This is a genomic window from Niallia taxi, assembly GCF_032818155.1.
In the GTDB taxonomy this organism is placed as follows: domain Bacteria; phylum Bacillota; class Bacilli; order Bacillales; family Cytobacillaceae; genus Niallia; species Niallia taxi_A.
Genome location: NZ_CP102589.1, coordinates 1723795 through 1749204, shown reverse-complemented (window position 1 = coordinate 1749204; position 25410 = coordinate 1723795). Strand labels below are relative to the sequence as shown.

Annotated in this window: 33 protein-coding genes, 1 tRNA gene and 1 riboswitch; of the genes, 9 read left to right on the top strand and 25 right to left on the bottom strand. The window is 38.4% G+C overall.

Going from position 1 to position 25410, the window contains the following annotated elements:
- Window positions 1-204, top strand: a complete 204-nt coding sequence (locus NQZ71_RS08570; RefSeq protein ID WP_317011674.1) for a spore coat protein — start codon at window positions 1-3, stop codon at window positions 202-204.
- Between the two features lie 47 nt (window positions 205-251).
- Here the strand turns inward: NQZ71_RS08570 and splB are convergent, their stop codons facing one another.
- Window positions 252-1277 carry a spore photoproduct lyase gene (gene splB, locus NQZ71_RS08565; protein WP_144452664.1) on the bottom strand — a complete coding sequence of 342 codons (1026 nt, stop codon included), beginning with the start codon at window positions 1275-1277 and terminating at the stop codon, window positions 252-254.
- Between the two features lie 102 nt (window positions 1278-1379).
- Window positions 1380-2216 carry a lipoate--protein ligase family protein gene (locus NQZ71_RS08560; protein WP_144452663.1) on the bottom strand — a complete coding sequence of 279 codons (837 nt, stop codon included), beginning with the start codon at window positions 2214-2216 and terminating at the stop codon, window positions 1380-1382.
- Window positions 2217-2407: 191 nt separating this feature from the next.
- Between NQZ71_RS08560 and NQZ71_RS08555 the strand changes: the two genes are divergently transcribed.
- A complete protein-coding gene (locus tag NQZ71_RS08555; protein WP_144452662.1) occupies window positions 2408-2794 on the top strand; it encodes a rhodanese-like domain-containing protein in 387 nt (128 codons plus the stop codon).
- A 69-nt stretch (window positions 2795-2863) separates the two neighbouring features.
- Here the strand turns inward: NQZ71_RS08555 and NQZ71_RS08550 are convergent, their stop codons facing one another.
- The 4 genes from NQZ71_RS08550 to gcvT form a co-directional block, all read right to left on the bottom strand.
- On the bottom strand, window positions 2864-3571 hold the full coding sequence (locus NQZ71_RS08550; protein ID WP_394374121.1) for a DUF2711 family protein: 708 nt from the start codon (window positions 3569-3571) through the stop codon (window positions 2864-2866).
- A gap of 78 nt (window positions 3572-3649) precedes the next feature.
- Window positions 3650-5107 carry an aminomethyl-transferring glycine dehydrogenase subunit GcvPB gene (gene gcvPB / locus NQZ71_RS08545; protein ID WP_394374120.1) on the bottom strand — a complete coding sequence of 486 codons (1458 nt, stop codon included), beginning with the start codon at window positions 5105-5107 and terminating at the stop codon, window positions 3650-3652.
- Window positions 5100-6446 carry an aminomethyl-transferring glycine dehydrogenase subunit GcvPA gene (gcvPA, locus tag NQZ71_RS08540; RefSeq protein WP_317011672.1) on the bottom strand — a complete coding sequence of 449 codons (1347 nt, stop codon included), beginning with the start codon at window positions 6444-6446 and terminating at the stop codon, window positions 5100-5102. The genes gcvPB and gcvPA overlap by 8 nt, the downstream gene beginning before the upstream one ends.
- 20 nt (window positions 6447-6466) lie before the next feature.
- Window positions 6467-7567: a glycine cleavage system aminomethyltransferase GcvT gene (gene gcvT / locus NQZ71_RS08535; protein ID WP_317011671.1), complete on the bottom strand. Its 1101-nt coding sequence runs from the start codon at window positions 7565-7567 to the stop codon at window positions 6467-6469.
- 281 nt (window positions 7568-7848) lie between these two features.
- Window positions 7849-7938, bottom strand: a riboswitch (glycine riboswitch).
- Window positions 7939-8314: 376 nt separating this feature from the next.
- Here gcvT and NQZ71_RS08530 point away from each other — a divergent pair.
- Both NQZ71_RS08530 and NQZ71_RS08525 read left to right on the top strand, forming a co-directional pair.
- Window positions 8315-10024 carry a DEAD/DEAH box helicase gene (locus tag NQZ71_RS08530; protein WP_127737473.1) on the top strand — a complete coding sequence of 570 codons (1710 nt, stop codon included), beginning with the start codon at window positions 8315-8317 and terminating at the stop codon, window positions 10022-10024.
- Window positions 9993-10790 carry a YqhG family protein gene (locus NQZ71_RS08525; protein WP_127737472.1) on the top strand — a complete coding sequence of 266 codons (798 nt, stop codon included), beginning with the start codon at window positions 9993-9995 and terminating at the stop codon, window positions 10788-10790. Before NQZ71_RS08530 ends, NQZ71_RS08525 begins: the two co-directional genes overlap by 32 nt.
- A gap of 39 nt (window positions 10791-10829) precedes the next feature.
- Here NQZ71_RS08525 and NQZ71_RS08520 read toward each other — a convergent pair whose 3' ends face one another.
- Genes NQZ71_RS08520 through comGA form a run of 8 tightly spaced genes read right to left on the bottom strand, consistent with a single transcriptional unit; the run spans window position 10830 to window position 15025 of the window.
- Entirely contained in the window at window positions 10830-11009 is a 180-nt protein-coding gene (locus NQZ71_RS08520; RefSeq protein WP_144452656.1) for a YqzE family protein, read from the bottom strand.
- Window positions 11010-11068: 59 nt separating this feature from the next.
- Window positions 11069-11446 carry a competence type IV pilus minor pilin ComGG gene (gene comGG, locus NQZ71_RS08515; RefSeq protein ID WP_317011670.1) on the bottom strand — a complete coding sequence of 126 codons (378 nt, stop codon included), beginning with the start codon at window positions 11444-11446 and terminating at the stop codon, window positions 11069-11071.
- Window positions 11443-11925 carry a competence type IV pilus minor pilin ComGF gene (gene comGF, locus NQZ71_RS08510; protein WP_260055390.1) on the bottom strand — a complete coding sequence of 161 codons (483 nt, stop codon included), beginning with the start codon at window positions 11923-11925 and terminating at the stop codon, window positions 11443-11445. Before comGF ends, comGG begins: the two co-directional genes overlap by 4 nt.
- Complete coding sequence (locus NQZ71_RS08505) at window positions 11879-12196, bottom strand: hypothetical protein (RefSeq protein WP_144452653.1); 318 nt, start codon at window positions 12194-12196, stop codon at window positions 11879-11881. Before NQZ71_RS08505 ends, comGF begins: the two co-directional genes overlap by 47 nt.
- A complete protein-coding gene (gene comGD / locus NQZ71_RS08500) occupies window positions 12180-12626 on the bottom strand; it encodes a competence type IV pilus minor pilin ComGD (protein WP_260055391.1) in 447 nt (148 codons plus the stop codon). Before comGD ends, NQZ71_RS08505 begins: the two co-directional genes overlap by 17 nt.
- The gene (gene comGC, locus NQZ71_RS08495) at window positions 12623-12925 is read right to left on the bottom strand and encodes a competence type IV pilus major pilin ComGC (RefSeq protein ID WP_317011669.1); all 303 of its coding nucleotides are present in this window, start codon (window positions 12923-12925) and stop codon (window positions 12623-12625) included. The genes comGD and comGC overlap by 4 nt, the downstream gene beginning before the upstream one ends.
- 11 nt (window positions 12926-12936) lie before the next feature.
- Window positions 12937-13989, bottom strand: coding sequence for a competence type IV pilus assembly protein ComGB (comGB, locus tag NQZ71_RS08490; protein WP_144452650.1), 1053 nt, complete (start codon window positions 13987-13989; stop codon window positions 12937-12939).
- Window positions 13964-15025: a competence type IV pilus ATPase ComGA gene (comGA, locus tag NQZ71_RS08485; protein ID WP_144453374.1), complete on the bottom strand. Its 1062-nt coding sequence runs from the start codon at window positions 15023-15025 to the stop codon at window positions 13964-13966. Before comGA ends, comGB begins: the two co-directional genes overlap by 26 nt.
- Before the next feature lie 159 nt (window positions 15026-15184).
- Here comGA and NQZ71_RS08480 point away from each other — a divergent pair, with 159 nt between their 5' ends.
- From NQZ71_RS08480 to NQZ71_RS08465, 4 genes are all read left to right on the top strand, one after another.
- Window positions 15185-15319, top strand: a complete 135-nt coding sequence (locus NQZ71_RS08480; protein ID WP_260055392.1) for a hypothetical protein — start codon at window positions 15185-15187, stop codon at window positions 15317-15319.
- 139 nt (window positions 15320-15458) lie between these two features.
- Window positions 15459-15554, top strand: a complete 96-nt coding sequence (locus tag NQZ71_RS08475) for a YjcZ family sporulation protein (RefSeq protein WP_127737464.1) — start codon at window positions 15459-15461, stop codon at window positions 15552-15554.
- A 60-nt stretch (window positions 15555-15614) separates the two neighbouring features.
- A tRNA-Gln gene (locus NQZ71_RS08470) sits at window positions 15615-15686 on the top strand.
- A gap of 214 nt (window positions 15687-15900) precedes the next feature.
- Window positions 15901-16620 carry a helix-turn-helix transcriptional regulator gene (locus NQZ71_RS08465; RefSeq protein ID WP_144452649.1) on the top strand — a complete coding sequence of 240 codons (720 nt, stop codon included), beginning with the start codon at window positions 15901-15903 and terminating at the stop codon, window positions 16618-16620.
- 45 nt (window positions 16621-16665) lie between these two features.
- On the opposite strand, the gene NQZ71_RS08460 is transcribed toward NQZ71_RS08465, so the two are convergent.
- From NQZ71_RS08460 to NQZ71_RS08435, 6 genes are all read right to left on the bottom strand, one after another.
- Entirely contained in the window at window positions 16666-17304 is a 639-nt protein-coding gene (locus tag NQZ71_RS08460; protein ID WP_311200959.1) for an MBL fold metallo-hydrolase, read from the bottom strand.
- A 22-nt stretch (window positions 17305-17326) separates the two neighbouring features.
- On the bottom strand, window positions 17327-17641 hold the full coding sequence (locus NQZ71_RS08455) for an MTH1187 family thiamine-binding protein (protein WP_127737462.1): 315 nt from the start codon (window positions 17639-17641) through the stop codon (window positions 17327-17329).
- Window positions 17642-17727: 86 nt separating this feature from the next.
- Window positions 17728-18837, bottom strand: a complete 1110-nt coding sequence (locus NQZ71_RS08450) for a YqgU-like beta propeller domain-containing protein (RefSeq protein ID WP_317011667.1) — start codon at window positions 18835-18837, stop codon at window positions 17728-17730.
- A 117-nt stretch (window positions 18838-18954) separates the two neighbouring features.
- Window positions 18955-20142, bottom strand: coding sequence for a M14 family metallopeptidase (locus NQZ71_RS08445; RefSeq protein WP_144452647.1), 1188 nt, complete (start codon window positions 20140-20142; stop codon window positions 18955-18957).
- Between the two features lie 375 nt (window positions 20143-20517).
- Entirely contained in the window at window positions 20518-21477 is a 960-nt protein-coding gene (locus NQZ71_RS08440; protein ID WP_260053822.1) for an ROK family glucokinase, read from the bottom strand.
- A gap of 28 nt (window positions 21478-21505) precedes the next feature.
- On the bottom strand, window positions 21506-21709 hold the full coding sequence (locus tag NQZ71_RS08435) for a YqgQ family protein (RefSeq protein WP_260053821.1): 204 nt from the start codon (window positions 21707-21709) through the stop codon (window positions 21506-21508).
- Between the two features lie 239 nt (window positions 21710-21948).
- On the opposite strand from NQZ71_RS08435, the gene NQZ71_RS08430 reads away from it, so the two are divergent.
- Window positions 21949-22821, top strand: coding sequence for a hypothetical protein (locus NQZ71_RS08430; RefSeq protein ID WP_260053820.1), 873 nt, complete (start codon window positions 21949-21951; stop codon window positions 22819-22821).
- Window positions 22822-22883: 62 nt separating this feature from the next.
- Here the strand turns inward: NQZ71_RS08430 and NQZ71_RS08425 are convergent, their stop codons facing one another.
- The 5 genes from NQZ71_RS08425 to NQZ71_RS08405 form a co-directional block, all read right to left on the bottom strand.
- Entirely contained in the window at window positions 22884-23078 is a 195-nt protein-coding gene (locus tag NQZ71_RS08425) for a hypothetical protein (protein WP_144452643.1), read from the bottom strand.
- Window positions 23079-23143: 65 nt separating this feature from the next.
- Window positions 23144-23911: a DUF92 domain-containing protein gene (locus NQZ71_RS08420; protein WP_317011666.1), complete on the bottom strand. Its 768-nt coding sequence runs from the start codon at window positions 23909-23911 to the stop codon at window positions 23144-23146.
- Window positions 23904-24482 (bottom strand): 5-formyltetrahydrofolate cyclo-ligase, encoded by a 579-nt coding sequence (locus NQZ71_RS08415; protein ID WP_317011665.1) that lies wholly within the window; start codon window positions 24480-24482, stop codon window positions 23904-23906. Before NQZ71_RS08415 ends, NQZ71_RS08420 begins: the two co-directional genes overlap by 8 nt.
- 76 nt (window positions 24483-24558) lie before the next feature.
- The gene (rpmG, locus tag NQZ71_RS08410; protein WP_101175018.1) at window positions 24559-24708 is read right to left on the bottom strand and encodes a 50S ribosomal protein L33; all 150 of its coding nucleotides are present in this window, start codon (window positions 24706-24708) and stop codon (window positions 24559-24561) included.
- A gap of 68 nt (window positions 24709-24776) precedes the next feature.
- Complete coding sequence (locus NQZ71_RS08405; protein ID WP_144452640.1) at window positions 24777-25403, bottom strand: hypothetical protein; 627 nt, start codon at window positions 25401-25403, stop codon at window positions 24777-24779.
- Between the last annotated feature and the right edge of the window lie 7 nt (window positions 25404-25410).

Sequence of the window (25410 nt, the reverse complement as noted above, 5' to 3'; positions counted from 1 at the left end):
ATGAATCATAATGTGCGAAGACCAATTGGATTTGGCAGACCTGGTTTTGGTTATGGAAGACCTGGATTCGGAGGTGCAGGATTTGGGCTAGGTGTACTTGGCGGGCTTGCAACAGGAGCACTTCTTGGTCCTGCAATATACGGTGGATATAGCTATCCTCCATATGGAGGCTTTGGTTATCCATACGGTGGATATTATTATTAATGAAATGGGGCGCATAAACTAAGTTTATGCGCCCTCCAATTTATACATTATGTGAAGTAAGCAACCTCTGCTTCAGGGAAAAACTGCGCTACATATCCTCTGATTGTATTTTCCAAATCTTTCGCCTCGTCGTCTTGATACACGTATTTTCCAATACCGTATCTGCCCCATTTATACTTTCTTTTTTCCTCATTCATCTCAAGCTTTGTCTTCGGATACCTTTTCGCAATTACTCTTTTAGCTGGTTTTGTAAAGCGGTGCTGAATCAATTCAAATGTCAGATTAGAAAGATTAACTCCTTGCAGGCTATCTGACAGCCTTTGGAATAATTCGAAGTATCCTTCCTTCCAATCCTCATGCAAATAGATTGGCGCAACAATAAAGCCGAGCGGATAGCCTGCATTAGCAACCTTCCTTGCCGCTTCAAGCCGTTCATCAAAGGTGGAAGTTCCAGGCTCGAAATTTTTAATAACATAGCGAGAATTGACGCTGAATCGGAATCGAGTATGCCCATTGTGCTCTGCATCAAGCAAATGATCGACATGATGATATTTTGTTACAAACCGGAGACGACCTTTGTCGGATTTCCCAAAATATTCGATTGTCTTTTTTAAGGAATGGGTCAAATGGTCAAGACCGACAATATCAGACGTACAGGCTGCTTCAAATCTTGTTATTTGTTCGCCTCTTTCATCCATGTATTTCTGTGCCTGGTCAAAAATTTCTTCCAGGTTGACATACGTTCTTATATACGGCTTACTTCCAAGGGTAGTCTGTAAATAACAGTAATGGCAATGTCCCATACAGCCAGTTGCTAAAGGAATCGCATATTCTGCGGAAGGTTTGGAGGTTTCAAACTTCAATGTTTTTCTTATGCCGACCACAAGAGTTGATTTTGCAACCCTGTATTGCTGGAGCTCTGTGTCACCAGGAATTCCTCTGACCTGATTGTGGGAGGTCGTTTCTCTTATTTCCACACCCATTTTCTCAAATTTTTCTTTTAATTCACGTCCGAGCGGATATTCCAATGCTTTCGGCTCTATATAAACTAATTGTGGTACAAATGGCTTCATGTCGGCAAATCGCCCTCTCTTTTATTTTTCTGACTATAATATATAATGTTTGCCAAAATATAAAAAAGAGGACAGGGAATTTCCCCCATCCAGTACGCTTTATTATCTTCTGAAATTCCATTCATCATTTTCATATCTTTCTTTTGCAAGCTTTTCTACATATGCAAGCTGCTCTCGGGTTAGCTCATACTCCTGCAGCTCAATATTAAGACCACGTTCAAATCCCTCTTTAAAGGCTTTTTTCGCCATGTCAATCGTGATTTGCTTATCTGTTATTGCATTGATCGCAACTGCTTTTTCCTTGAAAGCAGCCTGCATTTTTTCCTTAATTCTGTCATTTGAATATTTGAAAAGACGAAACAGCTTGTCTTCATCTAAATCCAACAGAATGGAACCATGCTGCAAGATAACTCCCTTTTGCCTTGTTTGAGCGCTTCCGGCTACTTTTCTGCCTTCGACAACTAGTTCATACCAGCTTGGTGCATCAAAACATACAGCAGACCGCGGGTTTTTAAGTGACGCTTTTTGCTCCTCTGTTTTCGGCACAGAAAAATAAGCATCAAGACCAAGCAAATGAAAACCTTGCAGAATGCCTTCTGAAATGACTCGATAGGCTTCAGTCACTGTTTTCGGCATATCAGGATGCTCCTCTGAGACAATGACACTATATGTCAATTCATGCTCATGCAGCACTCCCCTTCCTCCTGTTGGTCTTCTGACAAAGCCTAGGTTCAATTCCTTCACAGCATCCATGTCAATTTCTTTTTCTACTTTTTGGAAATATCCAATCGATAATGTTGCTGGATTCCAGCCATAAAAACGAATGACTGGCGGAAAATCTCCTGTCGAATGCCAATCTAAAAGTGCCTCATCCAATGCCATGTTAAAAGAAGGGGAACTGTTTCCAGTATCAATAAATCTCCATGTTTCTTTCGTCATCGTGAACCCTCTTTACGTTAAAATATGTAAATATACCCGTGAATAAGTCTAACAAAAACGAACAAGCTTGAAAAGGAACAAGCACATAAAAAAACTTGCCAGCATTCCCTATAAACTATTGCTTTACTACTATAAGGTTTCACTTATATAATAGAAGTAGAGCATCATGTATTCGAAAGGAGAAATGAAGATTGCAAGCAGTTTATACTCTATTAATCGCGATAGCCATTTTTGCTATCTATTCTATAATCGTATATCTCTATCAACGCAAGATAGTTAAGACGATTTCAGAAGATGAGTTCCGTCAAGGATACAGAAAAGCCCAGCTGATTGATGTTAGGGAACCAAATGAATTCAGTGCTGGTCACGTACTCGGAGCTAGAAATATCCCACTTTCCCAATTAAAAATGCGCAAAGGGGAAATCCGTTCAGACAAGCCTGTCTACTTATATTGCCAAAATGGCATGAGAAGTGGAAGAGCGGCTCAATTTTTACACCGCAAAGGCTACAGACAGCTGTCACAACTTCAAGGCGGTTTCAAAAAATGGTCTGGAAAAGTGAAAACAAAAAATTCATAAATGAACGAAAGGACACTTTAATGAGTGTCCTTTTTTATTTAAACCATAAACAGCTACATTAGAAGTTCCTTATTTAAAATACCAGTTAATAAACGTTGTTTCGTCACATATAATTGCTTCACAATTCATCGATCGAACAATATGTTCTATATTTTTGTCTCTTGCAAATAATAAGGTTGTAAAGGATTCATACAAACTCATAAAAGCGAAATCCCTATTTTCATCAGTCACAATTATCTCTTTATACAATAGATTACTTATATCCAAAGCAGTAGTTTCATTTATATTTAATTCCCCACAGTTATCCAAGATCGGATCTAAATAATATAGCCTGCAAGCCCCTTTTGAGCTAAGGACTTTCAGTAATCTATCTAATAAAAATACAGTGGTACTATCATCTGTTGGATAATAAAGGTCTGGTTTTAGGCTTGAATTTAACTTATTAGACAAGTCCTCTCTTTTATAATCTTTTTTTAAAGCACAGATTGAGGTTAATAAGGCTAATGCAAGCGCTCTGTAAGACTCTAGCCCACTATAAGACATTATTTGCCGCCAAGAAACAGGATTTCCAATAGTAGAGGCCTCTTCATTACTTGGATAAATGTGTTGGCAAGTGTTTTCCCTCTTAATCACCTCCCATCCTGAAGGCATTTGGATAAAAGGGTGGAGTAATATGGCTGCGGATTTAAAGTTGCTCGGAAGTTGTTTTAATATAGGTGACCTGTCATCAATCCAAATATAATCTAACAAAGAATAACCTCCTTTTTTCATTAACATGAATATAAAATCACCAAATAAATATGGTCGAGCCTTTATTAAAAAACCCATTGCTAAGGCAATGGGCGCATCTGTTTATTATGCTTTTATATAGCGAAGAACTGGCTTTCTTGCAGCGAGCGTTTCGTCAAGACGACCGATTACTGTAGTATGTGGAGCCTCTTGCACGATTTCTGGAGTTTCCTCTGCCTCTTTCGCTATTTGAATCATGGCATCAATAAATTGGTCGAGCGTTTCCTTCGATTCTGTTTCCGTTGGCTCTATCATGATGCACTCTTCTACATTAAGCGGGAAGTAGATTGTCGGTGGGTGATAGCCAAAGTCTAGCAGCCTTTTTGCAATATCCAATGTGCGCACACCTAATTTCTTTTGACGTCTGCCGCTTAATACAAATTCATGCTTACAATGTCTGTCAAAAGGTAAATCATAATATTCCGCTAATCTTCTCATCATATAATTCGCGTTAAGAACAGCATTTTCCGTCACTGCCTTCAATCCATCAGGACCCATTGATCTAATATAAGTGTATGCACGCACATTAATTCCAAAGTTTCCGTAGTACGGTTTCACCCTGCCAATCGATAATGGGCGGTCATAATCAAATACATATTCCTCTCCAATCTTCGTTATAACTGGCTTCGGAAGATACGGGATTAAATCAGTTTTAACTCCAACTGGACCTGAACCAGGTCCACCCCCTCCATGCGGGCCGGTAAATGTTTTATGGAGGTTTAAATGAACAACATCAAAGCCCATATCACCAGGTCTTGCTTTTGAAAGAACGGCATTTAGGTTGGCACCGTCATAATATAATTTCCCGCCAGCATCATGGACAATTTTAGCCATTTCCAAAATATTCTCTTCAAAAAGACCAAGTGTGTTCGGGTTTGTCAGCATTAATGCTGCTGTATCCTCCCCCACCACTCTGCGCAAATCTTCTAAATCCACAAGACCATTCTCATCTGACTTGACTGTAATCGTTTCAAATCCTGCTACCGTTGCAGAAGCTGGATTTGTACCATGTGCAGAGTCTGGAACAATGACCTTTGACCTGTTAACATCCCCATTCGCTTCATGGAAGGCACGGATCATCATCAATCCAGTCCATTCTCCATGTGCACCTGCTGCAGGCTGCAGCGTTACTTCATCCATTCCTGTAATTTCTATTAAATGCTGCTGAAGGTCATACATCAACTCCAAAGCTCCCTGTACTGAGCTTTCGTCCTGCAACGGATGAATATGGGCAAATCCATTAAATCTAGCCACATTTTCATTTATTTTTGGATTATATTTCATCGTACATGAACCGAGTGGATAAAAACCGGAATCTAAGCCATGATTTCTTTTGGACAATGCTGTGTAATGACGCATAATGTCCAATTCAGATACTTCTGGAAGCTCAGCAGGTTCAGATCGGATATAATCAGCAGGAATAAGCTCACTAACATCAAGCTCTGAAATATCCATTTCAGGCAGACTGTAGCCAATTCGTCCAGTTGTGCTGTTTTCAAAAATGAGCGGTTGATGTTTATGCATGATAATCCTCCAATTCTTTGACAAGTTCGTCTATTTCTTCTTTTGTGCGCAGCTCTGTCACCGCAACAAGCATACATTGATCATATCCTTCATAATCTCTGCCGAGGTCATAGCCACCTATAATCCCTTTTTTCAACAATGCCTTATTAATGGAAGAAACCGAAGACTTGCATTCTACTATAAATTCATTAAAGGATGGACCTTCGAAGCGTATGTCAAAACCAGCTGCTTTGAATTTCAGCTTAGCGTAATATGCCTTTTGAATATTCGCCAAAGCCATCTCCTTCACACCATTTTTGCCTAATGCAGTCATAGCTACAGAGGCAGCTAATGCATTTAATGCTTGGTTGGAGCAAATATTAGAAGTCGCTTTATCACGTCTGATATGCTGCTCCCGTGCCTGAAGGGTTAAAACAAATCCAACTGCACCATTTTCATCAACCGTCTGTCCTACTAGTCTGCCTGGTACCTTTCTCATTAACTTAGAGGTAACAGCAAAATAGCCACAATGCGGTCCGCCAAATGCGGCTGGTATACCGAAAGGCTGAGCATCACCAACAACAATATCTGCTTTAAATGCGCCTGGAGGAGTTAAGGCACCAAGAGCAAGAGGATTGCTTGAAACAACGAACATCGCCTTATGAGCATGAATAATTCCCTCGAGCTCCTTGAGCGGTTCGATTCTGCCAAAGAAATTAGGATATTGCACCATAACAGCGGCAACATCGTCACCCATATACTGCTTCAACGCTTCTGTATCAGTAACACCATCCTTATGCGGCACCTCGATCACTTCAATGTATTGACCCTTTGCATATGTTTTCACTACTTCCTTTGCTTCAGGGTGGACACAGCTAGACATGAGAATTTTTTTTCTTTTCGTTACACCAGCACTTAAGCTGCCTGCCTCAGCTAAAGATGTTGCGCCATCATACATGGAGGAATTGGCAACATCCATGCCTGTTAATTCACAAATCATTGTCTGAAATTCAAAAATTGCCTGTAGTTCTCCTTGAGAGATCTCTGGCTGATATGGAGTGTAAGCTGTGTAGAACTCAGATCTTGAAATGACATGATCAACAATTACTGGTGCGTAATGATCATATACACCTGCACCTAAAAAGGAAACATTGGATTTACTGTCTGCATTTTTCAAAGCAAGCTTACTTAATTCCTTTAAGAGTGCAGATTCGCTTTTTGCGTTCTTAATATTGTATTCCCCTTTAAAACGAACACTTTCTGGAATATCAGAAAACAGCTCTTCCACAGAAGCTGCCCCAATCGCTTTAAGCATGGCATTTCTGTCTTCTTCAGTCATTGGCAAATAGCGGTGTTTCATCGTTTTTCCTCCTGTCATGTTCAAGCTTTATTCCTTTTATAAAATGGAGTAGCTGTTACTTTCGCTTTTACAAGCTTCCCTCTAATTTCTACCTGTACCTCTTTGCCTGCTTCAGCAAAAGAACTTCTAATCAAGGCTAACCCGATTGCTTTGTTTAAAGTAGGTGACTGTGTACCTGTTGTCACTTCCCCTATCACTTGGCCATTGTTATAAACTTTATAGCCATGGCGTGGAATTCCTCTGTCGACCATTTCAATTCCAACAAGCTTCCTTTGCAAACCAGATTCCTTTTGCTTTAATAAAGCCGCTTTTCCGATAAAGTCTGCTTCCTTGTTCAATTTAACAGCAAACCCAATGCCAGCCTCCAATGGTGAAATATCCTTTGTCAACTCTTGACCATATAATGCTAGAGTTGCTTCAAATCTTAAAGTATCTCTTGAGCCAAGACCGCATGGAAGCACACCAGAATCCTTGCCTACGTGCAATATTTCCTTCCACAGGTGCACAGCATCATCATTGCTGCAATAAATCTCAAAGCCATCCTCTCCTGTATATCCTGTTCTCGATAAAAGGACATCCTTACCTGCTATGGCTGTATGCCGGAATTGAAAATAACCAATATCCTCTATATTTTCAGCAGCAAGTTTTTTTAGCGTCTCTTCTGCCAGCGGGCCTTGCAATGCCAATTGAGCATAGTCACCAGAAAGATTTGAAAGCTCCACTTCTCCTTCCACATGACTTGCAAGCCATGCAAAGTCCTTTTCAATATTGGATGCATTCACAACCAATAAATAATGATCTTCACCAAGCTTATATGTAAGTAGGTCATCAACCGTTCCGCCGTTTTCATAGCACATTGCTGAGTATTGCGCTTTACCAGCCTGTATTTTAGAAACGTCGTTTGTAAGCATTTTTTGGAGAAAGTCCAAACTGTTTTTGCCTTTCACCTCAATCTCTCCCATATGGGAAACATCGAATAATCCAGCCTTCGTACGAACTGCTTCATGCTCTTCCTTTATGCTCGAAAACTGTACAGGCAGCGCCCATCCCCCAAAATCTATTGTTTTGCCATCATACTCCTTGTATAAATCATACAAAGGGGTTTGTTTTAATTCATTCATCCTTTCATCCCCATTTCCAAATGAATTTGTTGAAAGCATATAGAACATTTATGACTACGCTAAAGTTTTATCCAAGGAAGGAATGTGTACTTATAAAAAAAGTGTACGCAAAAAAGGACAGAACCTCCCCTTTATCCTTGGATAAAGAAAGGTCTCTGTCCTTGCACCTGAAAGTTTGCCGAATGAATCGGGTGTCCCCTTTGGTGGCTGGCAGAAGTATGCGCAAAATTACTTCAGCTGATTTCAGATTAGTATCGAAATCCCAGCACTCTCCAGAGCTGCGTCAAAATAGAGTTCTTTTGCCTGAGAGATTCACAAAATTTTGCTTGCTCCTTCGGCGCTACATACGTAGTCTCTCCCCTATTTATCATCCGCTATATTTATATGTATTTATAAAATATACGGTAAATGTGCCAGTTTCTTGTTGGCTTTTTTGAAGCATTTCTTCTTGTAAATGGATAGATTGCTGCAATATGGCCATACTAATATGTAACTATGAAAAAATCTTTATAGGCTTTATGCCAAATAAAGACGATTATTTATATATATTATTATTAATTTCGTTCATGTTTTGCATATAAAAAATTAAAAATCACTACAAAACAGAAAACGTTTTACACCTTCATCCTAACATTTGCAATCATATCAAGGCAATAACTTTTTTATGATTTTTAAATATTTTTCAATAATTCAGCCAACTTGCTTGGCTTTATCTTTTTCCTTAACAAACAAGAAAGGATGCAGCATATGACAATCCAAATCAACTTTGATCAATTATGGAATGAAGAATTGCCGAAACGTATGAATGATGATGGACCATGGGCAAATTGGGAACTTTACCAATTAGCATTAGAAGTAGAGCAGCATACAATCATTCCTGAATTCGAAGGCTTGCAGGCACCGAAACACCTGTCTGATTTAACCCCATTGCCACATCAGCTTGAGGTTGCGAAAAAGGTTATTGAGGATATGAACGGAAAGGCTATTTTGGCTGATGAAGTAGGACTTGGAAAAACAATTGAAGCAGGGCTTATTTTAAAGGAATACATGATTCGTGGTTTGGTGAAAAAGGTATTGATTCTTGTTCCTGCTTCCCTTGTTACGCAATGGGCAATAGAGCTAAATACTAAGTTTTTTATCCCTGCAGTATCACAACGGAAAAGCTATGTTTGGGAGCAATGTGATATTGTCGTATCTTCTATTGATACAGCTAAAAGAGCTCCACACCGGGAAATAATTAATAGCCTCGACTACGACCTTGTCATTATAGATGAAGCACATAAACTAAAAAATAATAAGACAAAAAACTATGAATTTGTCCAAAATCTAAAAAAGAAATTCTGTCTATTACTAACTGCTACCCCTATTCAAAACAGGGTAAGTGAAATCTTCAACCTTGTTTCCTTATTGAAGCCTGGACATTTAGGGAGTGAGACGGCCTTCTATGAAAAATATAAAAAGGATTCCCGTTCTGTTAATGATGATGAGCATTTAAAAGAGCTTGTAAATAAAGTAATGATTCGAAACAGAAGAAGTGATACTGGCATCGAATGGACGAAACGAGTTGTTGAGGCTGTCACAATCGAATTTACAGAGGAGGAAAGAGCTCTTTATGACACGATAGAGTCGCTTAAAGGCTATGAGGCAGATGACAATGCCGCTCGAACAAGGAGTCCTTTTTCTATGATTACCTTACAAAGGGAAGCTTGCAGCAGCAGAGAATCCGTCTATTATACTATACAAAACATGATGAAAAAAACCGAAAATCCTTCTCAGGAATTTCAGGATACGATAAATCTGTTAACAAGCAAAATCAATGCTATTACAAAAAATTCCAAGGCTGAAAAAGCCCTTGAAATCATAAAAAGGGCAGATGATAAAGTAATTATCTTTACAGAATACAGAGCGACTCAATTATATCTTCAATGGTATTTAAAACAGCATGGCATTACTTCTGTTCCGTTTAGAGGCGGGTTCAAACGCGGCAAAAAGGACTGGATGCGGGATTTATTCCAAAACCATGCTCAAGTACTAATTGCAACAGAGGCTGGCGGTGAAGGGATTAACCTGCAATTTTGCAACCATATTATTAACTTCGATCTTCCGTGGAATCCAATGCGGCTTGAACAGCGAATCGGCCGGATTCACAGACTTGGACAAAAAAAGGATGTTATGATTTATAATTTCGCCATTAAAGACACTGTAGAAGATCATATTCTTAAATTGCTCTATGAAAAAATTCACTTGTTTGAAAAAGTTATCGGAGACTTAGATGATATTCTGACAAAGCTTGATTTCGGCAATATGGATGATTATATGAACGATATTTTTGTTAATTCCAACTCAGAAGGCGAAATGAGAATCAAAATGGATAACCTGACTAGCATGATTGAATTTGCCCAAAATCTCAAGGATGGTGATAGTTATGAAGCAGCAGGAAATTCATCAATTTCTTAAACGTTTTTTTCTAGCTAATGATTGTGAGCTTGTTGAAGACCAACAAGGCTATATGATTGTGCAATTAACCATTGATTTAGATAAAGAGCTGATGAATCGCCCTTTTTATTGGCATTATTTAGAAAAAACTGGCGGGGTTCCCAATCCTGCCAGACTTACATTGATTACAGATCCTAATCATGCACCAAAGGATTTAAAGGGCGAGTTAATTCATTTTGGTTCACCTAGATTGCATCAACTATTTGCTTGTGCCAAAAAGCTGTCTGGTTATATTCGTTTATATGAAAATATTCCGGGACAAATGAGTAAACATGTAGCGTTGAAGCCTTGGCTTTCCATGAATGTGAAGATTTCCTATCAATGTGACCGCAAACGAGATGTTTTCCGGTCGATTGGATTACAGCTTATCAACGGTCAGCTTGTTGATAATTTTCATGAAACAGTCCAGAAGTTTAATCTTTCTGCCAAAATCCCGGACTATTGCTTTACACTTTCCCCACTGATCATGCCAAAAAGTGGAATGATTCGGATCGAAAACACAATTAGACAAGCTGTTTTGCAGGAAGATCATCAATGGGCTGCAGATGCAAGGGAAAGATGGGCGAAGGACTTAAATCTGCTGGAGCATTTTTATGAGGATGCAGAGGAGGAGCTTATTGAGAGCCTTGAAATGGAAAGACTTGCATTAAAAGAGCAATATGAGCCGAAAGTCAATGTTTCCATTATAAATGGCGGGCTATTCTATCTCGCTTCCGAGGCAATGTAAAAAAGGATGAATCCAGTTTAGGATTCATCCTTTTTCTTTTCAGTATTTCTTCTTAAAGAAATAGGCAAATACATATGGAAGAATGCCGAACCATCTAAGCATGAAAGGCTCTTTATTTACCCGTCTTTCTTGCTTTATTTTTTTTCGTTCTTCCTTCGGCTGATCCATGTATTGCACAAATGTTTGTGTTAAATATTTTACATAATCATTTGTTTTCATAATTCACCTACATCGTCCTTTTAGATATTAGTCTCTCCTGTAACTGCTTCTTTTATACGTTACTTCGCCTCGACCCACTTTGTCATTTTGTTTTCACGCCTGTCAAAATAACTGTAACCAACGGTTTCAACATTTTTTGTGCGGAGGCGGTATTCTACCTTTAAAATAGTATTTGTCGTTTGTTCAATCGAATAATCAACCGTACCTTTTTTTAATTGGAGTGCTCCCTGTTGCGCATATTCGCCCATTTGTAGCTCCTTCTCGACAGCCTTTACTGAACTCATAAAATAATATTCCTGAACAAGAAGCTCCTTCGAATTGTGATACATTCTTTTTTCTGTTAAAAACAGACTGGTTATCACCAAAAAACAGCTGAGGACAAGCAGAAAAATAGATAAGGTTACGGGATAGATAAACCCTTTTTGACACTTTCTCATTTCAGCTCAGCCTCATTCAGGCTCAAAAAGGAGCGGGCTGCCGCAATTCTTTTATCCAACGAAGTATCTGTCACTAGTATTCTCACACCACTCTCTATTGCTTCAAATTCTACCTTCTCTACCTCCTGAAGACATACCTCATGTCCAGAGCCGTTCACTCTTCGTCTTATTTTGTTTTCATATTTCTCATACTGAACATTTTCTCCTTCTACCGTTAAATTCAGCTTTTGTTCTGATACGCGCACAGATGTAGCCAAACGAACTTCTTTTTTGAGTTGATGAATAAATACGTCCCATTCAAGACTACGAAGACTGTGGGAAACCGCATTGCCGTCTGTAATGAGTTTTATTGTAAGAGGAAAAAAGGCGCATATTATTAAAAACAACGATAAGGCAACAAGCATTTCTGCCAAAATAAAGCCTGTCTCTCCCTTATATGTTTTCACAAACCTGGGTTGTTTTTTCCGATACCCCCTCATACTCTATACACGCCTCCTTCCCTTCATCCCACCTGAATCTGAACATGATGTTATCTTCCTTTATAATGTGGCTCTCCATAAATACATCCTCTGCCTTCCATTTCAATAAGCTTTCATATAAAAGCTGATGTGCCAGCAGATCATGTTCGATTGCCTTCATTTGCATATGCAGCTGCATATAAGCTGGTACAAAAAAGAAGGCAATTACAAGCCATGTGCTAAAGGCAAGAAAAAACTCAGGCAAAATAACCCCCTTACTGTTCTTTAACATATGACCTCCCTCTTCCAATTTGAATCGTGAAAATGTATTTATTGTCTCCAATACTTATTCGGTATGAAGCAAACTTAGATACATTCCCGCTTGGCGTTATTGTAAAATTAATTGGAGTTGAATCCTCATTTATTGTAATGCTCTCATGATAATGCCTGTCCACAATCATCCCAGTTTTCAAATCAGCACGAAAATAATATCTTTTCTCCATCGGATTAAATTGAGCATAGATAATTTTTTGATGGGATAAAGCATAATTTTGAGCATATAACAAATCTGTCTGCAACTGAGTAAAAAAGGTTCTTTCCTGAAGAAGCTCGTATTGTGGTCTTAACAGCATCGGAATGACCGCCAGGATTACAAGTAGAATGGATAAAGCTGTTAACATCTCTAGCAAGGTGAAACCAGACTCGGTTAATTTTTGTTTCATTGCTGCACATCTACCGAGCCATTATTAATCGATAACTCCTTCCCATTAGAACAAGTCGTCTGACCTTCTTTTAAGTAGCCTTCTGCAACTAAATCCTCCGTAGAGTCAGGATAGCTGCTGTTGTCCATATAATAGGCTTGAACCTCTGCTTCCACCATCTTGATAAACGCCTCACAGCCTGTCGAATTGATTTTTGAATTATGCTTTGTGATATTTGGTAATGTTACAATTAATAAAACGGATATAATTAACAAAACGATCATCATTTCTATTAAAGTAAAGCCTTTTTCGTTTCTCATTTTTTCTCCTTTCATAAACCATTCAATAGTTGGAACATCGGGAGTAAAACGGCCAAGTAAATAGATATAACCAGGATGCCGATAACGGCATATATAACTGGCTGTATTTTCTTCATAAGACGATTTACCATGTCCTGCAAGCTATCCATACAAAATTGGCTGAGAAAATGCAATTCCTGATCCAGCTTGCCATTTTCTTGTCCATGCTGCAAAATCCTGCAAAATTCCTTTTCTAAAAAAGTAAGGCATAAAAACGCCTGCTCCATCCTCTCTCCCTTTTTCAAATGATCTATGACTTTCTCACCAGCAAGTGCCAAGGGAGCATTCTCTTTGGCTTCCTGAAAGAACTTAAGAGATTCGAAGATAGAAAATCCACCTTGCAGCAAATGGCTCAGCTGCAAGGAAAAAATATAGGTGTAATAAAGAGAAAAGCACTTGCCAATGACTGGAATAGCCGCCATAAGCCGCAGCCTTTCCAAAGAATCTTTTTTGCGGAAAATTCGAAGGTAATAGTAGAGTAATGACAGGAGAAAGGCACCAATTAACAGCAAAACAAAAGGCATTGCTCTGCCTGCACCTATTATGAAGGACATAAATAAATTTGTTTCTACACTCATTGATAAAAATAAAGAGGAAAACTGGGGCAACAAAACTTGATGGACAAAATAGAACAAAATGATGGTGAAAAGGACTAGAAAGAGGGGGTAATAAAGAATTTTTTTAAGTTGTTGGAGCGTTCGCAGCCGGTTTTGCATAATGTTGCTGGCATCAAGAAATGCCTTCGCAAATCCTCCGTGTTTTTCAGCGAAATAAACATAACTAATCGTCTGCTGATTGAATTTTAGTCTTGCCAGATTATCACAAAAGGAATTTCCTCCTTTCAAAGATCCAAGAACCGACATAATATCCTCCTGTTTATCAGCAGGGAGATAATGAACACTTGAGCGGACACCTTCCGAAAGGGAATAGCCTTGTGTCAGCAGCTCGCCAATACATTTTAAAAACAGCGATTGTTCGCGTAAACTCCAGCTGTCCTTCTTAATCTTCATAAATCCAGCGAGCATACTCAGTCTCCTTTACATAGCCTAAGGCAATCCCCTTGCCGATTGCCTCCTTTAATGCAGGTTTGGGGTGTAAGTTTTGAACATAGGTTTCAGCAAGAAGCGATTGTATAAGCTTTCCTGTCAATATTTCAAATACACTTGCCCTTTTGCTGCGATGTTGGTCGCTAAAGCAAAAAGGCGGACAATCTGTGCTGCAATACGGACAGACAAGCTCCACTAATCTTTGCGCTGTGACAGCTATAAGGGTTTGCTGTATATCTACCTTACTGACGCCGAATTCCATCAATCTGTAAATAGCTCCCTTTGCATCCCTTGTATGCATTGTGGCAAGAACAAGATGTCCTGTCAGCGATGCCCTTACAGCTATCCGGGCAGTATCTGCATCCCTTATTTCTCCGACCATAATAATGTCTGGATCATGCCGTAAAATAGCCCTCAGGCCAGAAGCATACGTAATTCCGGCTTTTTCATTTACTTGCACTTGCAGAACATTATCCTGTGGTTTTTCAATGGGGTCCTCGAGGCTTATGACCTTTCGCTTGTAAAGATGGGAATTGCTGTTTAGAAGTGAGTATAATGTGGAGGTTTTGCCTGAACCAGTCGGTCCTGTAAATAGCACAAGACCATGTGCATATTTCAGCAGTGACAGCAGTTTTTTTGAAGTGTTTGGAAATAAAGAAATTTTGTCGATTGGGATGGTGCTGTTGTCAGCAAGCAAACGAATAACAAGACTTTCATGTGGAGTTGCAGGTAATGTGGAGAGCCTGAGGCTAATGTCCTGACCATTTAGCTTTGTGCTGATAGCACCGCTTTGCGGCCGTCTTCTTTCACCAATATCCATTGATGCAGTAAATTTAAAGTGTGAAATAAGTCTGTCACATTGAGCTTGAGGCAATGTCATTCTGTGATGTAAGGAGTGAGAAATGCGAAATTGCAAGTGGGATTCTTTCTTTTTGGGGACAATATGAATATCTGTAGCATTCGCTTCAACAGCCTCCCTTATGAGTCGGTTTGCTAAAGCTTCAATGGAAATCAATAAAAATTGCACATCCTTTCCTTTTTGGTTATATGTAAATTTCGACAATACTTGCTAAATTCCTTTTTTAATTTTTCCATTTTTCCATTCTTTTTTTCCTTTTTTCAATGCATTACGTTGCCCACATTGACCATTCTATAAAGAGGAGGTGGTTTTCGAATGGATAGACGCGATCCAGTTGAGTTTTCAGGAAAAGTTTTGGATAAAAGAAACACCCTTACCGCACCAAAAGCTAATGAAGCTTCCTACCCTGAACGACCAAAGCATGTAAAGATAAACAAAACGGATAAATAATACTGTGGGCTGCTGATAATTCAGCAGCTCTTTAATATAGGCATATGTCTATTTTGCCAAGAAAGAGCCTATTTAGAAAACAGGACATCCACTAAGGGCATACGATACATTATGTTTTAAAAAGTGGAGGTGCACAGAAATGGGAGAAGCAGGTTTTGGATTTGGCGGAGGTTTTGCATTGCTTGTTGTGTTGTTCATTCTTTTGATCATCATCGGTACTTCTTATGTTTATTAAAAAATGACGGGTATAAAGAAATAACAATATATCCATAATATAAATACAAAGTGAATATTTTGGGCTATAGCCAAGCGGTAAGGCAACGGACTTTGACTCCGTCACTCGTTGGTTCGAATCCAGCTAGCCCAGTCTTGTACAAAAAGCGTAGCTTTTTGTACTTTTTTTGTCCTTGGCAAAAGGTTAACAATATGAAAATTGTACAAATGCTGTAAAAGTGACTATTTTGTGAAAAATTATTTTCTAAGATGTGAACTTTTTAAAAACAAATAGTTAGTACGGTGGATATGGTGATTTACTATATTATAATGAACAAAAATACTGAAATTCCAGGAGGTAAATACTTATGGAACATACATTAAAAATCACAAATGTATTATCAGATCCAACTCGATTTTATATTTATCAGTATATTACTAACTGTCATCGTGATGTGACTGTTCAGGAAATAGCCGACAAATTCTCTATTCATCCTAATGTAGCAAGACTACATCTTTCCAAGCTCGAAGATGTGCGCATGCTGTATGCTGAAACAAAAAAAACTGGCAGAGGTGGCCGGCCAAGCAAATTATACCGTCTGTCAGCAGAGGTTATCCAATTAAGCTTTCCTTTTCGCAACTACCAGCTATTAAGCAGCATTTTGCTTCAATCATTAGAGAAGCTTGGTCCAGAAGGCAGCAAAGCACTTTATGAAACTGGATACTCCTTCGGCAAGGAAATGATGGGGCAAGAGCTTCACCGCTTATCAAGCAGTATCGAAGAATTATCTAACAAAGATAAAATCCAACTATTAAAGCATGCCGCCATATTGGCAGGATTGAAGCCTGAATTTGAATGGGATGAAGAGGAATCTAGCATCTATTTCGAAGTATTTAACTGTCCCTTCAAGGAAGCAGCGAAGCTGAATAAAGATAAGGTATGCATGATGCATCAACAGTTTTTCATTGGCATGTTTGAAGCTGTGTTCCCAGATGTCCGCTTATCAGAACGGCAAAATATGCTTTCAGGCTGTCAACAATGTGCGTATAAGGCGTATGTATGTGAACCTGCTCACATAAGTAACTAAAAATGAAAAAGACAAGCGGATAGGCTGCCCTATCCGCTTGTCTTTTTAGAACCCATTAATATAAGGATTATGATCCATTTCGTGACCAATTGTTGTGCTTTTACCATGCCCTGATAAAATGACTGTTTCTTCAGGCAATGTCATCAGCTTGTCATTTATGCTGCTAAGCAATGTACGCTGATTTCCGCCTGCGAGATCTGTTCTGCCAATGCTTTCAAAAAACAATGCATCACCTGAAAAAGCTACACCCTCTTCTGCGAAATAAAACGTCACACTACCAGGCGAATGACCAGGGGTTTCCAAAACGGCAAAAGTAAAGCTGCCTATTTTCATTGCAGGATTTTCGTCCAAATAATGGTCTGCAGGCTCACAAACAACAGGATTTGGCAGCCTAAAGGCAGAGCTACCATTAAACTTCGGATCTGTAAGCCAATTATCTTCATTACTATGTATAAAAACAGGAATATTAAATTCATTACGAACTGTTTCAACAGCACCTATATGGTCGAAATGAGCATGTGTAAGCAGAATGGCAATTGGCTGCACACCCATTTCTCCAATCGTTTTTATGATTTTCGCTCCATTATCGCCTGGGTCAACAATCAAGCATTCTTTTTGTTCATTCCAAATTACATAGCAATTTGTTTGTATTGGTCCTAATGGCATCTGTTTATATTGAATCATTTATGTCACCACATTCCTTTAATTAATCTTGCAGATGGCTTAGAACTCTGTCGACTTTTTCTTCCATCTTTCTTTTTACATCACGTCTGTCGTCTATTCGGATATTTGTTGCGACACGAACCAATCCTTTAGAAAATGGCACCTCGTGCATTGCTTGAATCACTTCAAACAAGACTGGCAATTCTCCTTCAATTATTGTATTCATTGGTGTCAGCTGAAATCTAATTGCCCCTTTTTCCTCGTACGATTTTAATACCTTCTGTATATCTGCTACATACGCACTGACACTTGGTGATTCTGTACCTATTGGTATCACTGTTACATCTACTATTGCCATCAAAAAAAACTCCTTTTGTAACTTAGTTTTGTATTTTTAATAATGTCATAATTTTTAACGAATCTCAAGCATCAACGATGTAAACATTAAAACAGGGGAATAATCTCCCCTGTTTCAAGATTTATGATATTTCCCATATAAAATCCGTATAATGACCATTTTCCATCAGGTGAAATGCTGATTGGCTCGTTCTCCAAGTCTTTTTTTATCACGTTTTCTGTTTCCCCGCTTGACATATCAATGGTGACAAAAGTATACGTTCCCGCATATGTCGTTGCATCTCCTGACTCTTCGGGATAAAAGGTGTACATCTTATCGTCAGCAATATCATAGTATGGGATAAGCCAATCCGAAAAATTAGACAAACGCGGCAGAGAAATCTCTGATTTTGCTTTCAGCTTATTATAAAAGGTGTAATGAGCCTTTTGCATATTTTCTGGATCATCTGAGATGGTGAAGACGGAAGAGCCTTTACTTCCGATAGAGTATGCGTCGCTTTCTAATACCGATTGTTCCCCAGTATAAATATTTTTACTTGTTACTGGTGAAGAAATAGACGCCATATCCTCCTGCCAGCCTAAATAAGCGAAGGTTTCTTTGTCTGTCCAAACAATAAACGGATTATCTAGACTTACTTCTTCCAATGTTCCTTTTTGAATCGACAGCAGATGAGAACTGCTGGCCCACTCCTTTGTAAAGGAAGAAACTAACAGCTTATCTTCATCAAAAGGATTCCAGACAAATTCTGCTTCATAGCTTTTAAGTTGCTTAGAAAAAAGCTGTTTTCCCTCATTGTTTAAAATTGCTATCGTTCCTTGATAATTTTCTTCATTTGTAAAAACAAGCAGCTTCGAATAATCAGGACTAATTTTCAAGGCTGATATTTCATTCGCACTCGTATACAAAAGTGTATGCTTGCCTGAATAAATATCATATTTAAAAACATAATAGCTATCGCCCTTGCTTATATAGCAAATTGTATGGTCATCAAGCCATCCAGACACTTCCAAAAGTTCCCCATTTTCTGCTTGCATTGGCAATGCCAATGCTTGTATTTTTTCTTTTTTTTGATTGTCTTTCTCATCCTCTTTACTCGTTGTTTCCTTCTGTTTATGGGAGCATCCAGATAAAACAAGTGTGAAAATGAGCAAGAGAAGAAATAATCCATGCACATTTCTCTTTGAAAGGCATACCATCCTTTTCACACCCTTTTATTATGTTTTCTAGCAGTTCACTACCTTGAATATTAACATAAAAAGTGTGAACATATTCGACCATTTCTAATAATTTCCGCTTATTTTATGAAGTAGATTTTACAAATACAAGGATGCCAAAAATATTCCAAGCACGTCTTTATAAATATCATCGAATTGTGATAATGGAAGCGGGTTAATACCCTTCCCCAATTCAAGGGTAAAGCCTGGTTGCCGAAATTCCTGAATGAACCAATCCTTATAGCCAGCATGACTATCGACATTTTGGACTGCTTTATAGCCACTTAGTCTGGCAAACTCATTTGCAAGCATTGCTGATTCCGACGGTTCGAAATTTTCATATCCCCAATAGAATTCCTTCCCCTGTGTATGGAAAGCAATCATTCTGCTGAAATTTCGTTCTTCTGCCAGCTTTGCCATGATTTTCGCTTCAGGCTCTGAAAGTGGAGCCTCCCCAGGATAATCACGTGGAGCAGGGCTTTTCGGTTCTTTTCTTTCCTTCTCTATTTCCCAATACGCAGGGAATTGGTTATTCAAATCCACGCCGTTTATATTTGCCTTCCATCCTGTAAAGTCCATGCTGCCTTCATTTATTGTAACTACTTTATCGAAAACACGCTCATCGGGTCCGTTAAGAACCAAATCGACTCCATCAGGGTTAACCATTGGTACAATCGAGATATCTACATTTTGATATATAGGAAATGTTTCTAAATTATTGATTTTACCACCATTTGTAACAGCCAGCAGATAATCATTAACATACGACATCAAGATTGCCGAAGTAATCCATTCATTCGCATGGAAGCTTCCATTCATATGTACTTTTCTGCTTCCACGGCCAATTCTAATTTCATATATATCGTTTTCAAGAACACTTTTCCCTAAGATGTTTATTTGAATAAAAGGATAATGCTCCTTTAGCTTTTCTAAGTCGTTTTTTAATGCTTGTGAATCGTACTTCTTTCTTGCATCCACCGATTTTTGCATTACTCTTTTTGGTGCAATTACTGCTGTTCCAGCATGAATGTCCTTCATGCTTAAAGCTTGATTTAGTAAAAGCAAACTATCTACTGAAATATTTCTTTTTCCTGCTATTTTCCATAATGCATCTCCATCCTGTAAATGGAGCGTTTCTGCTTGGAACCCTGGGATTTTTATGCAATCTCCTTTATTAAGGCTTTCTGGATTGCAAGCTGAATTGCTGTCAATGAGCAGCTGGATTGGTATCATAAACAGCCTGCTGTAATACGATAGAGTGTCACCATTCCTTGCCACAACCTCCATAAATATACACTCCTTTCATCTGTATATACTTATGATGGGAGAATGAAAACGATTCTTTTTCTTATCCTTCAATTATCAACAAAAACCTAATTTATTCCAATTGTAACATATACCTCCTTCTGCGCATAAAAAATAGGTTATATCACAACATGAAATAAATAATTCAACTTATTTTAAATCCGCTTCCTTTCACTGAAGAAACGTATAATACTTAACTCACCTGCAGGGTCAAGGAGATGAGCGTCCGCCGCTCCACTAAAAAGTAATTGAGAAGCAGTTTGCCCTGAAAAACAGGAAAAAACCCCAAACCATTACGCGAACCATTTGTTACATCGCATAATAGTTTGAGGTTATCAATATTCAATACTGATTATTTTATTTTTTTGCAAGCAATGCTGCCCCAATAACACCTGCAGCGTTCCCCAATGTAGCAACATCGATTACAGTTGACTGAGCAACAGCACTGAAGGAGTACTTTTTGAAGTACTCGTTAACAGGCTTTAATAAAACATCTCCTGCTTTTGAAACACCGCCGCCAAGCACTATTTTCTCTGGATTTAATGTATTAGCAATATTAGCAAGGACCAGACCTAAATGAAGTGCTACAAAAGAAACAACATCATTTGCTAGCACATCTCCAGCATTTGCTTGGTCAAATACATCCTTTGCAGAAAGGCTGCCATTGTCTTGGAGAATTTGCTGCATACTGCTGTTAGGATTTTCCGCAAGCTTCTCTTTTGCAATTCGAACAATTCCTGTTGCTGAAGAAATGGTTTCCAAACAGCCTGATTTTCCACAGTTGCAAGGTGCGCCATTTTCCACTATTGATGTAATATGGCCGATTTCACCAGCAGCACCTTTTGCTCCTTGTACAATCTTTCCATCAACAATAATACCGCCGCCAACTCCTGTGCCTAATGTTACGCAGACAAGATTCTTATAGCCTTCACCAGCACCCTTCCACATTTCACCAAGAGCAGCACAGTTTGCATCATTATCAAGGATTACAGGCAAGTCGAGATCTCTTTCTAGGCTTTCCTTAAGTGGAAAATTATCTGGCCAGCCCAAATTAACCGTATTATAAATGACCCCTGTTTCATAATCAAAGGGACCAGGAGCTCCCATTCCGACGCCTAGCACATCTTCCTTGTTGTGCTTCCATTCTGTTAGTTTCTCATTAATAGACTTTGCGATATCACTAGTGATATTTGCACCTTCATTTGAATTATCAGTAGGAATTTCCCAGTTATCAATCATACTACCATCTATTGTTAAGAAAGCAATTTTTACTGTCGTACCGCCTAAGTCGATTCCAACCACCCATTTTTCCTGCATTTGCATTCTCCCCAATCTATTTCTATTTCTATTTCTGCTTCTCTTTTAATTTCTGTATTTCTTGATTTAATAGTAAAACAGCCATCTCAAACTCTTGTTGCTCAATTATTTCTGTATGAGCGAGATCATTTAACTCTGCCTTCATTAGCTCCAAATCACCTAATCTGTCTCCTACATATATGATCGTTCCGAACCTTTTTAAAAATTGTTGCACATCGTAAATCGTTTTCATTTTGCGCCCTAAAACCTTCCCTAGTTAAGGGAATTTCCTTCCTCATTAAATCGTTTTCATTTTTTAGTATAATTGAAAAGTCGTTTTTACTCAAGAACGAGATATTGCTCTAGTTTGCACTTCTCCAATAAATAAACGTAAAAAAAAACAATGAATTTCTGCCCCTTTCTCTTCATATATTGTAACAAATGAAAAAGGTTGTCCTTTACGTTTATCCAATGGGAAAAGTGGTGTTTATTTTGAAGAAGGATTATATTGTTTTAACCATATCATTAGTAATTATCATTAGTTCTGTTTATTTTTTTCAGCAAAATCAAATTGCTAAAGAAAGCATAACCTATTTTCCAATTGATACAAGTGTCTCTTTTCCAACAGCAGCAACTAATTTGGAGCTTGGGAAACAAAGATATGACGAATACAGTGTTCTTTGGGAAACGAAGAGCAATGTTAATAAAAAAGCTTACTTAAGGCAAAACATGGGGCTGCTCTATGCAAACGGACGTTTGCTAAACACAATGGGTGCTTGGAAGCAAAATACGATGGAGCTGACAGAGGATAAAACTGTTGTAGAAAGAGAAAGCAGACTGTTTCAAGCTATCGCCTTCCATTATGCCGAAATCCATGATGAAAATGATCGTATCTTTAGCTCCCAGAAGCTTTCCTCCAATCATATGTATGTAGTTAACTCTAAGTTTGATAAAGGTGCATTCAGCTTTTCCACACCTCAATCAGAGGCACAAAAGGAATGGAAAGGATTACTAGATAAAGAAACAGAGGATGTTATTAATTATCATGTAAAGGATGCATTAAAGCATTTCTCTGTTAATTCAGAGGATTATCCTAACAAAATTTTACTAACAGATCTTGCTGCCTATAATGACAAACCATTTCCTGGATTTACACAGGCTCAGACGGCAACAATTATCGGACAATTGACAGAAGGACTATACAAAAATTATTTCCTGGGAATAACAAAAGAGGATGGCACTGTCACAAAACCGATTGGAAGCACTATTCCTGTCATTTTACTGGCTAAGGACCATCTGCTAGTCGTCTTCACAACAGCAGATAATGAGCCTGTTATTTTAAGACAGCAAATTTCTGCTGGATGAGAAAGCATATTGTAAACATAAAACACCCCCAATCTGTCTTTGATTGGGGGTAATCATTTTACTTATTGGTACACAGTAGGCTTAGAAAATACATTGCCCATCATTTTATTGCGCAAGCCTGGAAAATTCATAACAATCTTTATTAAATATTGTCTGACAATCGGGCTTTTCAATACAGTGTTCAAAATGCGGTATCTTTTAGTTAACAGCATGTAACCACCTATACCAATCAATACAATGGATAAAATTCTAGACATTTTCATCCCTCCTATTGATTAGTTTGGGATAAGCTGCTTTTTTTTATCCAAACTTTTTCAGATAATTACAAGACAAAAAAGGAAGCAAGAAGTGCAGCAATTACACCTGAAAGGATATTGACTGCATCATTATTTAATACAGTAAATCCTTTGATCTTTTTAGCTTTTCTGTCATGATGTATGCGTTTTTCCACTTTTGCGCCGCAAACTGTACATTTATACTCAGCTTGTACAAAGGCACCTAAGATTGTATCAATTAAATTACCGATAAAGCCAAAGACAAAAATCAACAAAAATTCACCAATACTTATTGGAAACAGCATAAATGCACATAGTCCAATCAGCAACGACCCCATAATTCCGGCAAATGTGCCTGTAACACTCATGGCACCAGAAGTTCCTGCCTCTGCTTTTTTAAAGGTTCTGATAGAGAATGGTTTATTTCTGCTTAATGGTCCAATTTCCGATGCCCAAGTATCTGAGTTTGCTGCAGCAAGCAAAACGGCAAACAGAACGATTAGACCGTGTTCCCCGTTCCAGCCATAAAGCAAACTAACAATCGCTGCAGCCCCACCATTTGCTATCACCTGCATATAGTCTCTAGTGGAACCCTTTTCATGCATATCCTCCATCTTGGTTTTTTTGTCTTTTTTAAACTTAGACAGCAAACTAGACGTAAGAAAAAAGACTCCAAGTAAAATAAAGCCTTGATAGTGGAAGCCAAATTGGATGCCTATTCCGACAAAAAAGGCTGCTATACTGCCGCTTTTGCTTAAATATCCTTCTTTCCAGGCAAAAAAGACAGCAAGCAGGATAATGATGATACTAATCATTTGCTCCCACAACCATTGCGCCTTTATTTGTTATGATATGCTGGACCGGAATGTCATGGCTTTCAATCGGTAAAGACTTCTCCAATTGGCTTTCAATCGCAAGCGAGATTGTCGTGCCATGGAAACTCTTCAGAAAACGGTCATAATATCCGCCTCCGAATCCAATTCGATAGCCATCCTTAGAATAAGCAACCCCAGGGACAAGCAGCAGCTCTATTTCATTTGCTTCTGTTAATTTAGTCTCTGCTTCCATTGGTTCATAAAGTCCACTATAAATAGACTCTAGCTGATCAAAGCGTTCTAGTATACGAAATTCCATCGCGCGTGTTTTTGGCAGGCATTTCGGAATACTTACCTTTTTGCCTTGTGCCCAAGCAGCTCTGATAATTTGATAAGTGTCAACTTCTGGAAATCTTGAAATGGTCACCCCAACATGACTAGCCTTTTGAAAAAGAGGATGGTTATATAGATTTTGGGCTATTTCATAAGAAAGCTGCTCATATGCTGGCTTAGGGATGGCCCGTAGCTCTGCAAGGACCCTGCTTCTAATTTCCTGTTTACTTTCTGTCATAGCAAATTCCCCCATTTATTATTATATGTATTGTTTTTTATATACAAAAAAAACAGAAGGGTTACCCCCCTCTGTCTTATTTTGTTTCGCGGTGTGTTGTAGTGCGTTTTTCTCTTGAGCAATACTTCTTAAGCTCAAGACGGTCTGGATTATTTCGTTTATTTTTTTTAGAAATGTAGTTACGATCTCCACATTCTGTGCAAGCTAACGTAATGTTGACACGCATGGTTATTTCCCTCCAAACTATTGCTATACTAGTTCGTGCATACGACTTTTATATGATAACATTTTTTTTTATGAAATGCTAGTACTGTTTTTCAATAGAATATGATTTAAGTCCATAATCACTTCTTTATTGTTACCATATATTGTCCATGTCCTACCCACATTGGAGGTTTGGGGAGCTAGTTTCATATGAAGAGAACAAATACTGACATATCCGCCCTTGCCCATCGGCAAATATTTCAGGCTGCCATTTTCTTGATTCTTCCATATTAAATCTGTATGGACATTCCAAATTGGCTGAACCGTTCTCTGCTCCAGGCTTGTTCCATTAAACTCTCCATTTACAAGCATTAGCTGATCCTCAACAGAATGAAAAATGACGTTATCTGTCGGTGAAACAAAAGCAAGATGATTCGGATCGGACTTGGAGAAATGACTGAGAAGCAGCACCTTTACCTCAATATTCTCTTTTGAATGATTTCTCACATAAATTTCATTATATTGAACCTTCGAATGCTTTTGAACACTTTTAACATGTACCGAAACTGAGTATTCTGGCAGTATTTTTTCATAACCGTTCTGGAGCCAGCAAATTTTGCCGTTAATCCATAATCCAGGAGTGCTGACCAACTTGCTTCTTGTCATTTCTTTGTCGACATTCTGAAAATCAGACTGTAAAGAAATCTCCGTTTTCATCCTACTC

Coding starts and splice junctions, on each gene's coding strand:
- NQZ71_RS08570 (WP_317011674.1), top strand. CDS start 1: ATGAATCATAATGTGCGAAGACCAATTGGATTTGGCAGACCTGGTTTT.
- splB (WP_144452664.1), bottom strand. CDS start 1,277: ATGAAGCCATTTGTACCACAATTAGTTTATATAGAGCCGAAAGCATTG.
- NQZ71_RS08560 (WP_144452663.1), bottom strand. CDS start 2,216: ATGACGAAAGAAACATGGAGATTTATTGATACTGGAAACAGTTCCCCT.
- NQZ71_RS08550 (WP_394374121.1), bottom strand. CDS start 3,571: ATGTTAATGAAAAAAGGAGGTTATTCTTTGTTAGATTATATTTGGATT.
- gcvPB (WP_394374120.1), bottom strand. CDS start 5,107: ATGCATAAACATCAACCGCTCATTTTTGAAAACAGCACAACTGGACGA.
- gcvPA (WP_317011672.1), bottom strand. CDS start 6,446: ATGAAACACCGCTATTTGCCAATGACTGAAGAAGACAGAAATGCCATG.
- gcvT (WP_317011671.1), bottom strand. CDS start 7,567: ATGAATGAATTAAAACAAACCCCTTTGTATGATTTATACAAGGAGTAT.
- NQZ71_RS08530 (WP_127737473.1), top strand. CDS start 8,315: ATGACAATCCAAATCAACTTTGATCAATTATGGAATGAAGAATTGCCG.
- NQZ71_RS08525 (WP_127737472.1), top strand. CDS start 9,993: ATGAAGCAGCAGGAAATTCATCAATTTCTTAAACGTTTTTTTCTAGCT.
- NQZ71_RS08520 (WP_144452656.1), bottom strand. CDS start 11,009: ATGAAAACAAATGATTATGTAAAATATTTAACACAAACATTTGTGCAA.
- comGG (WP_317011670.1), bottom strand. CDS start 11,446: ATGAGAAAGTGTCAAAAAGGGTTTATCTATCCCGTAACCTTATCTATT.
- comGF (WP_260055390.1), bottom strand. CDS start 11,925: ATGAGGGGGTATCGGAAAAAACAACCCAGGTTTGTGAAAACATATAAG.
- NQZ71_RS08505 (WP_144452653.1), bottom strand. CDS start 12,196: ATGTTAAAGAACAGTAAGGGGGTTATTTTGCCTGAGTTTTTTCTTGCC.
- comGD (WP_260055391.1), bottom strand. CDS start 12,626: ATGAAACAAAAATTAACCGAGTCTGGTTTCACCTTGCTAGAGATGTTA.
- comGC (WP_317011669.1), bottom strand. CDS start 12,925: ATGAGAAACGAAAAAGGCTTTACTTTAATAGAAATGATGATCGTTTTG.
- comGB (WP_144452650.1), bottom strand. CDS start 13,989: ATGCTCGCTGGATTTATGAAGATTAAGAAGGACAGCTGGAGTTTACGC.
- NQZ71_RS08480 (WP_260055392.1), top strand. CDS start 15,185: ATGGATAGACGCGATCCAGTTGAGTTTTCAGGAAAAGTTTTGGATAAA.
- NQZ71_RS08475 (WP_127737464.1), top strand. CDS start 15,459: ATGGGAGAAGCAGGTTTTGGATTTGGCGGAGGTTTTGCATTGCTTGTT.
- NQZ71_RS08465 (WP_144452649.1), top strand. CDS start 15,901: ATGGAACATACATTAAAAATCACAAATGTATTATCAGATCCAACTCGA.
- NQZ71_RS08460 (WP_311200959.1), bottom strand. CDS start 17,304: ATGATTCAATATAAACAGATGCCATTAGGACCAATACAAACAAATTGC.
- NQZ71_RS08455 (WP_127737462.1), bottom strand. CDS start 17,641: ATGGCAATAGTAGATGTAACAGTGATACCAATAGGTACAGAATCACCA.
- NQZ71_RS08450 (WP_317011667.1), bottom strand. CDS start 18,837: ATGGTATGCCTTTCAAAGAGAAATGTGCATGGATTATTTCTTCTCTTG.
- NQZ71_RS08445 (WP_144452647.1), bottom strand. CDS start 20,142: ATGGAGGTTGTGGCAAGGAATGGTGACACTCTATCGTATTACAGCAGG.
- NQZ71_RS08440 (WP_260053822.1), bottom strand. CDS start 21,477: ATGCAGGAAAAATGGGTGGTTGGAATCGACTTAGGCGGTACGACAGTA.
- NQZ71_RS08435 (WP_260053821.1), bottom strand. CDS start 21,709: ATGAAAACGATTTACGATGTGCAACAATTTTTAAAAAGGTTCGGAACG.
- NQZ71_RS08425 (WP_144452643.1), bottom strand. CDS start 23,078: ATGTCTAGAATTTTATCCATTGTATTGATTGGTATAGGTGGTTACATG.
- NQZ71_RS08420 (WP_317011666.1), bottom strand. CDS start 23,911: ATGATTAGTATCATCATTATCCTGCTTGCTGTCTTTTTTGCCTGGAAA.
- NQZ71_RS08415 (WP_317011665.1), bottom strand. CDS start 24,482: ATGACAGAAAGTAAACAGGAAATTAGAAGCAGGGTCCTTGCAGAGCTA.
- rpmG (WP_101175018.1), bottom strand. CDS start 24,708: ATGCGTGTCAACATTACGTTAGCTTGCACAGAATGTGGAGATCGTAAC.
- NQZ71_RS08405 (WP_144452640.1), bottom strand. CDS start 25,403: ATGAAAACGGAGATTTCTTTACAGTCTGATTTTCAGAATGTCGACAAA.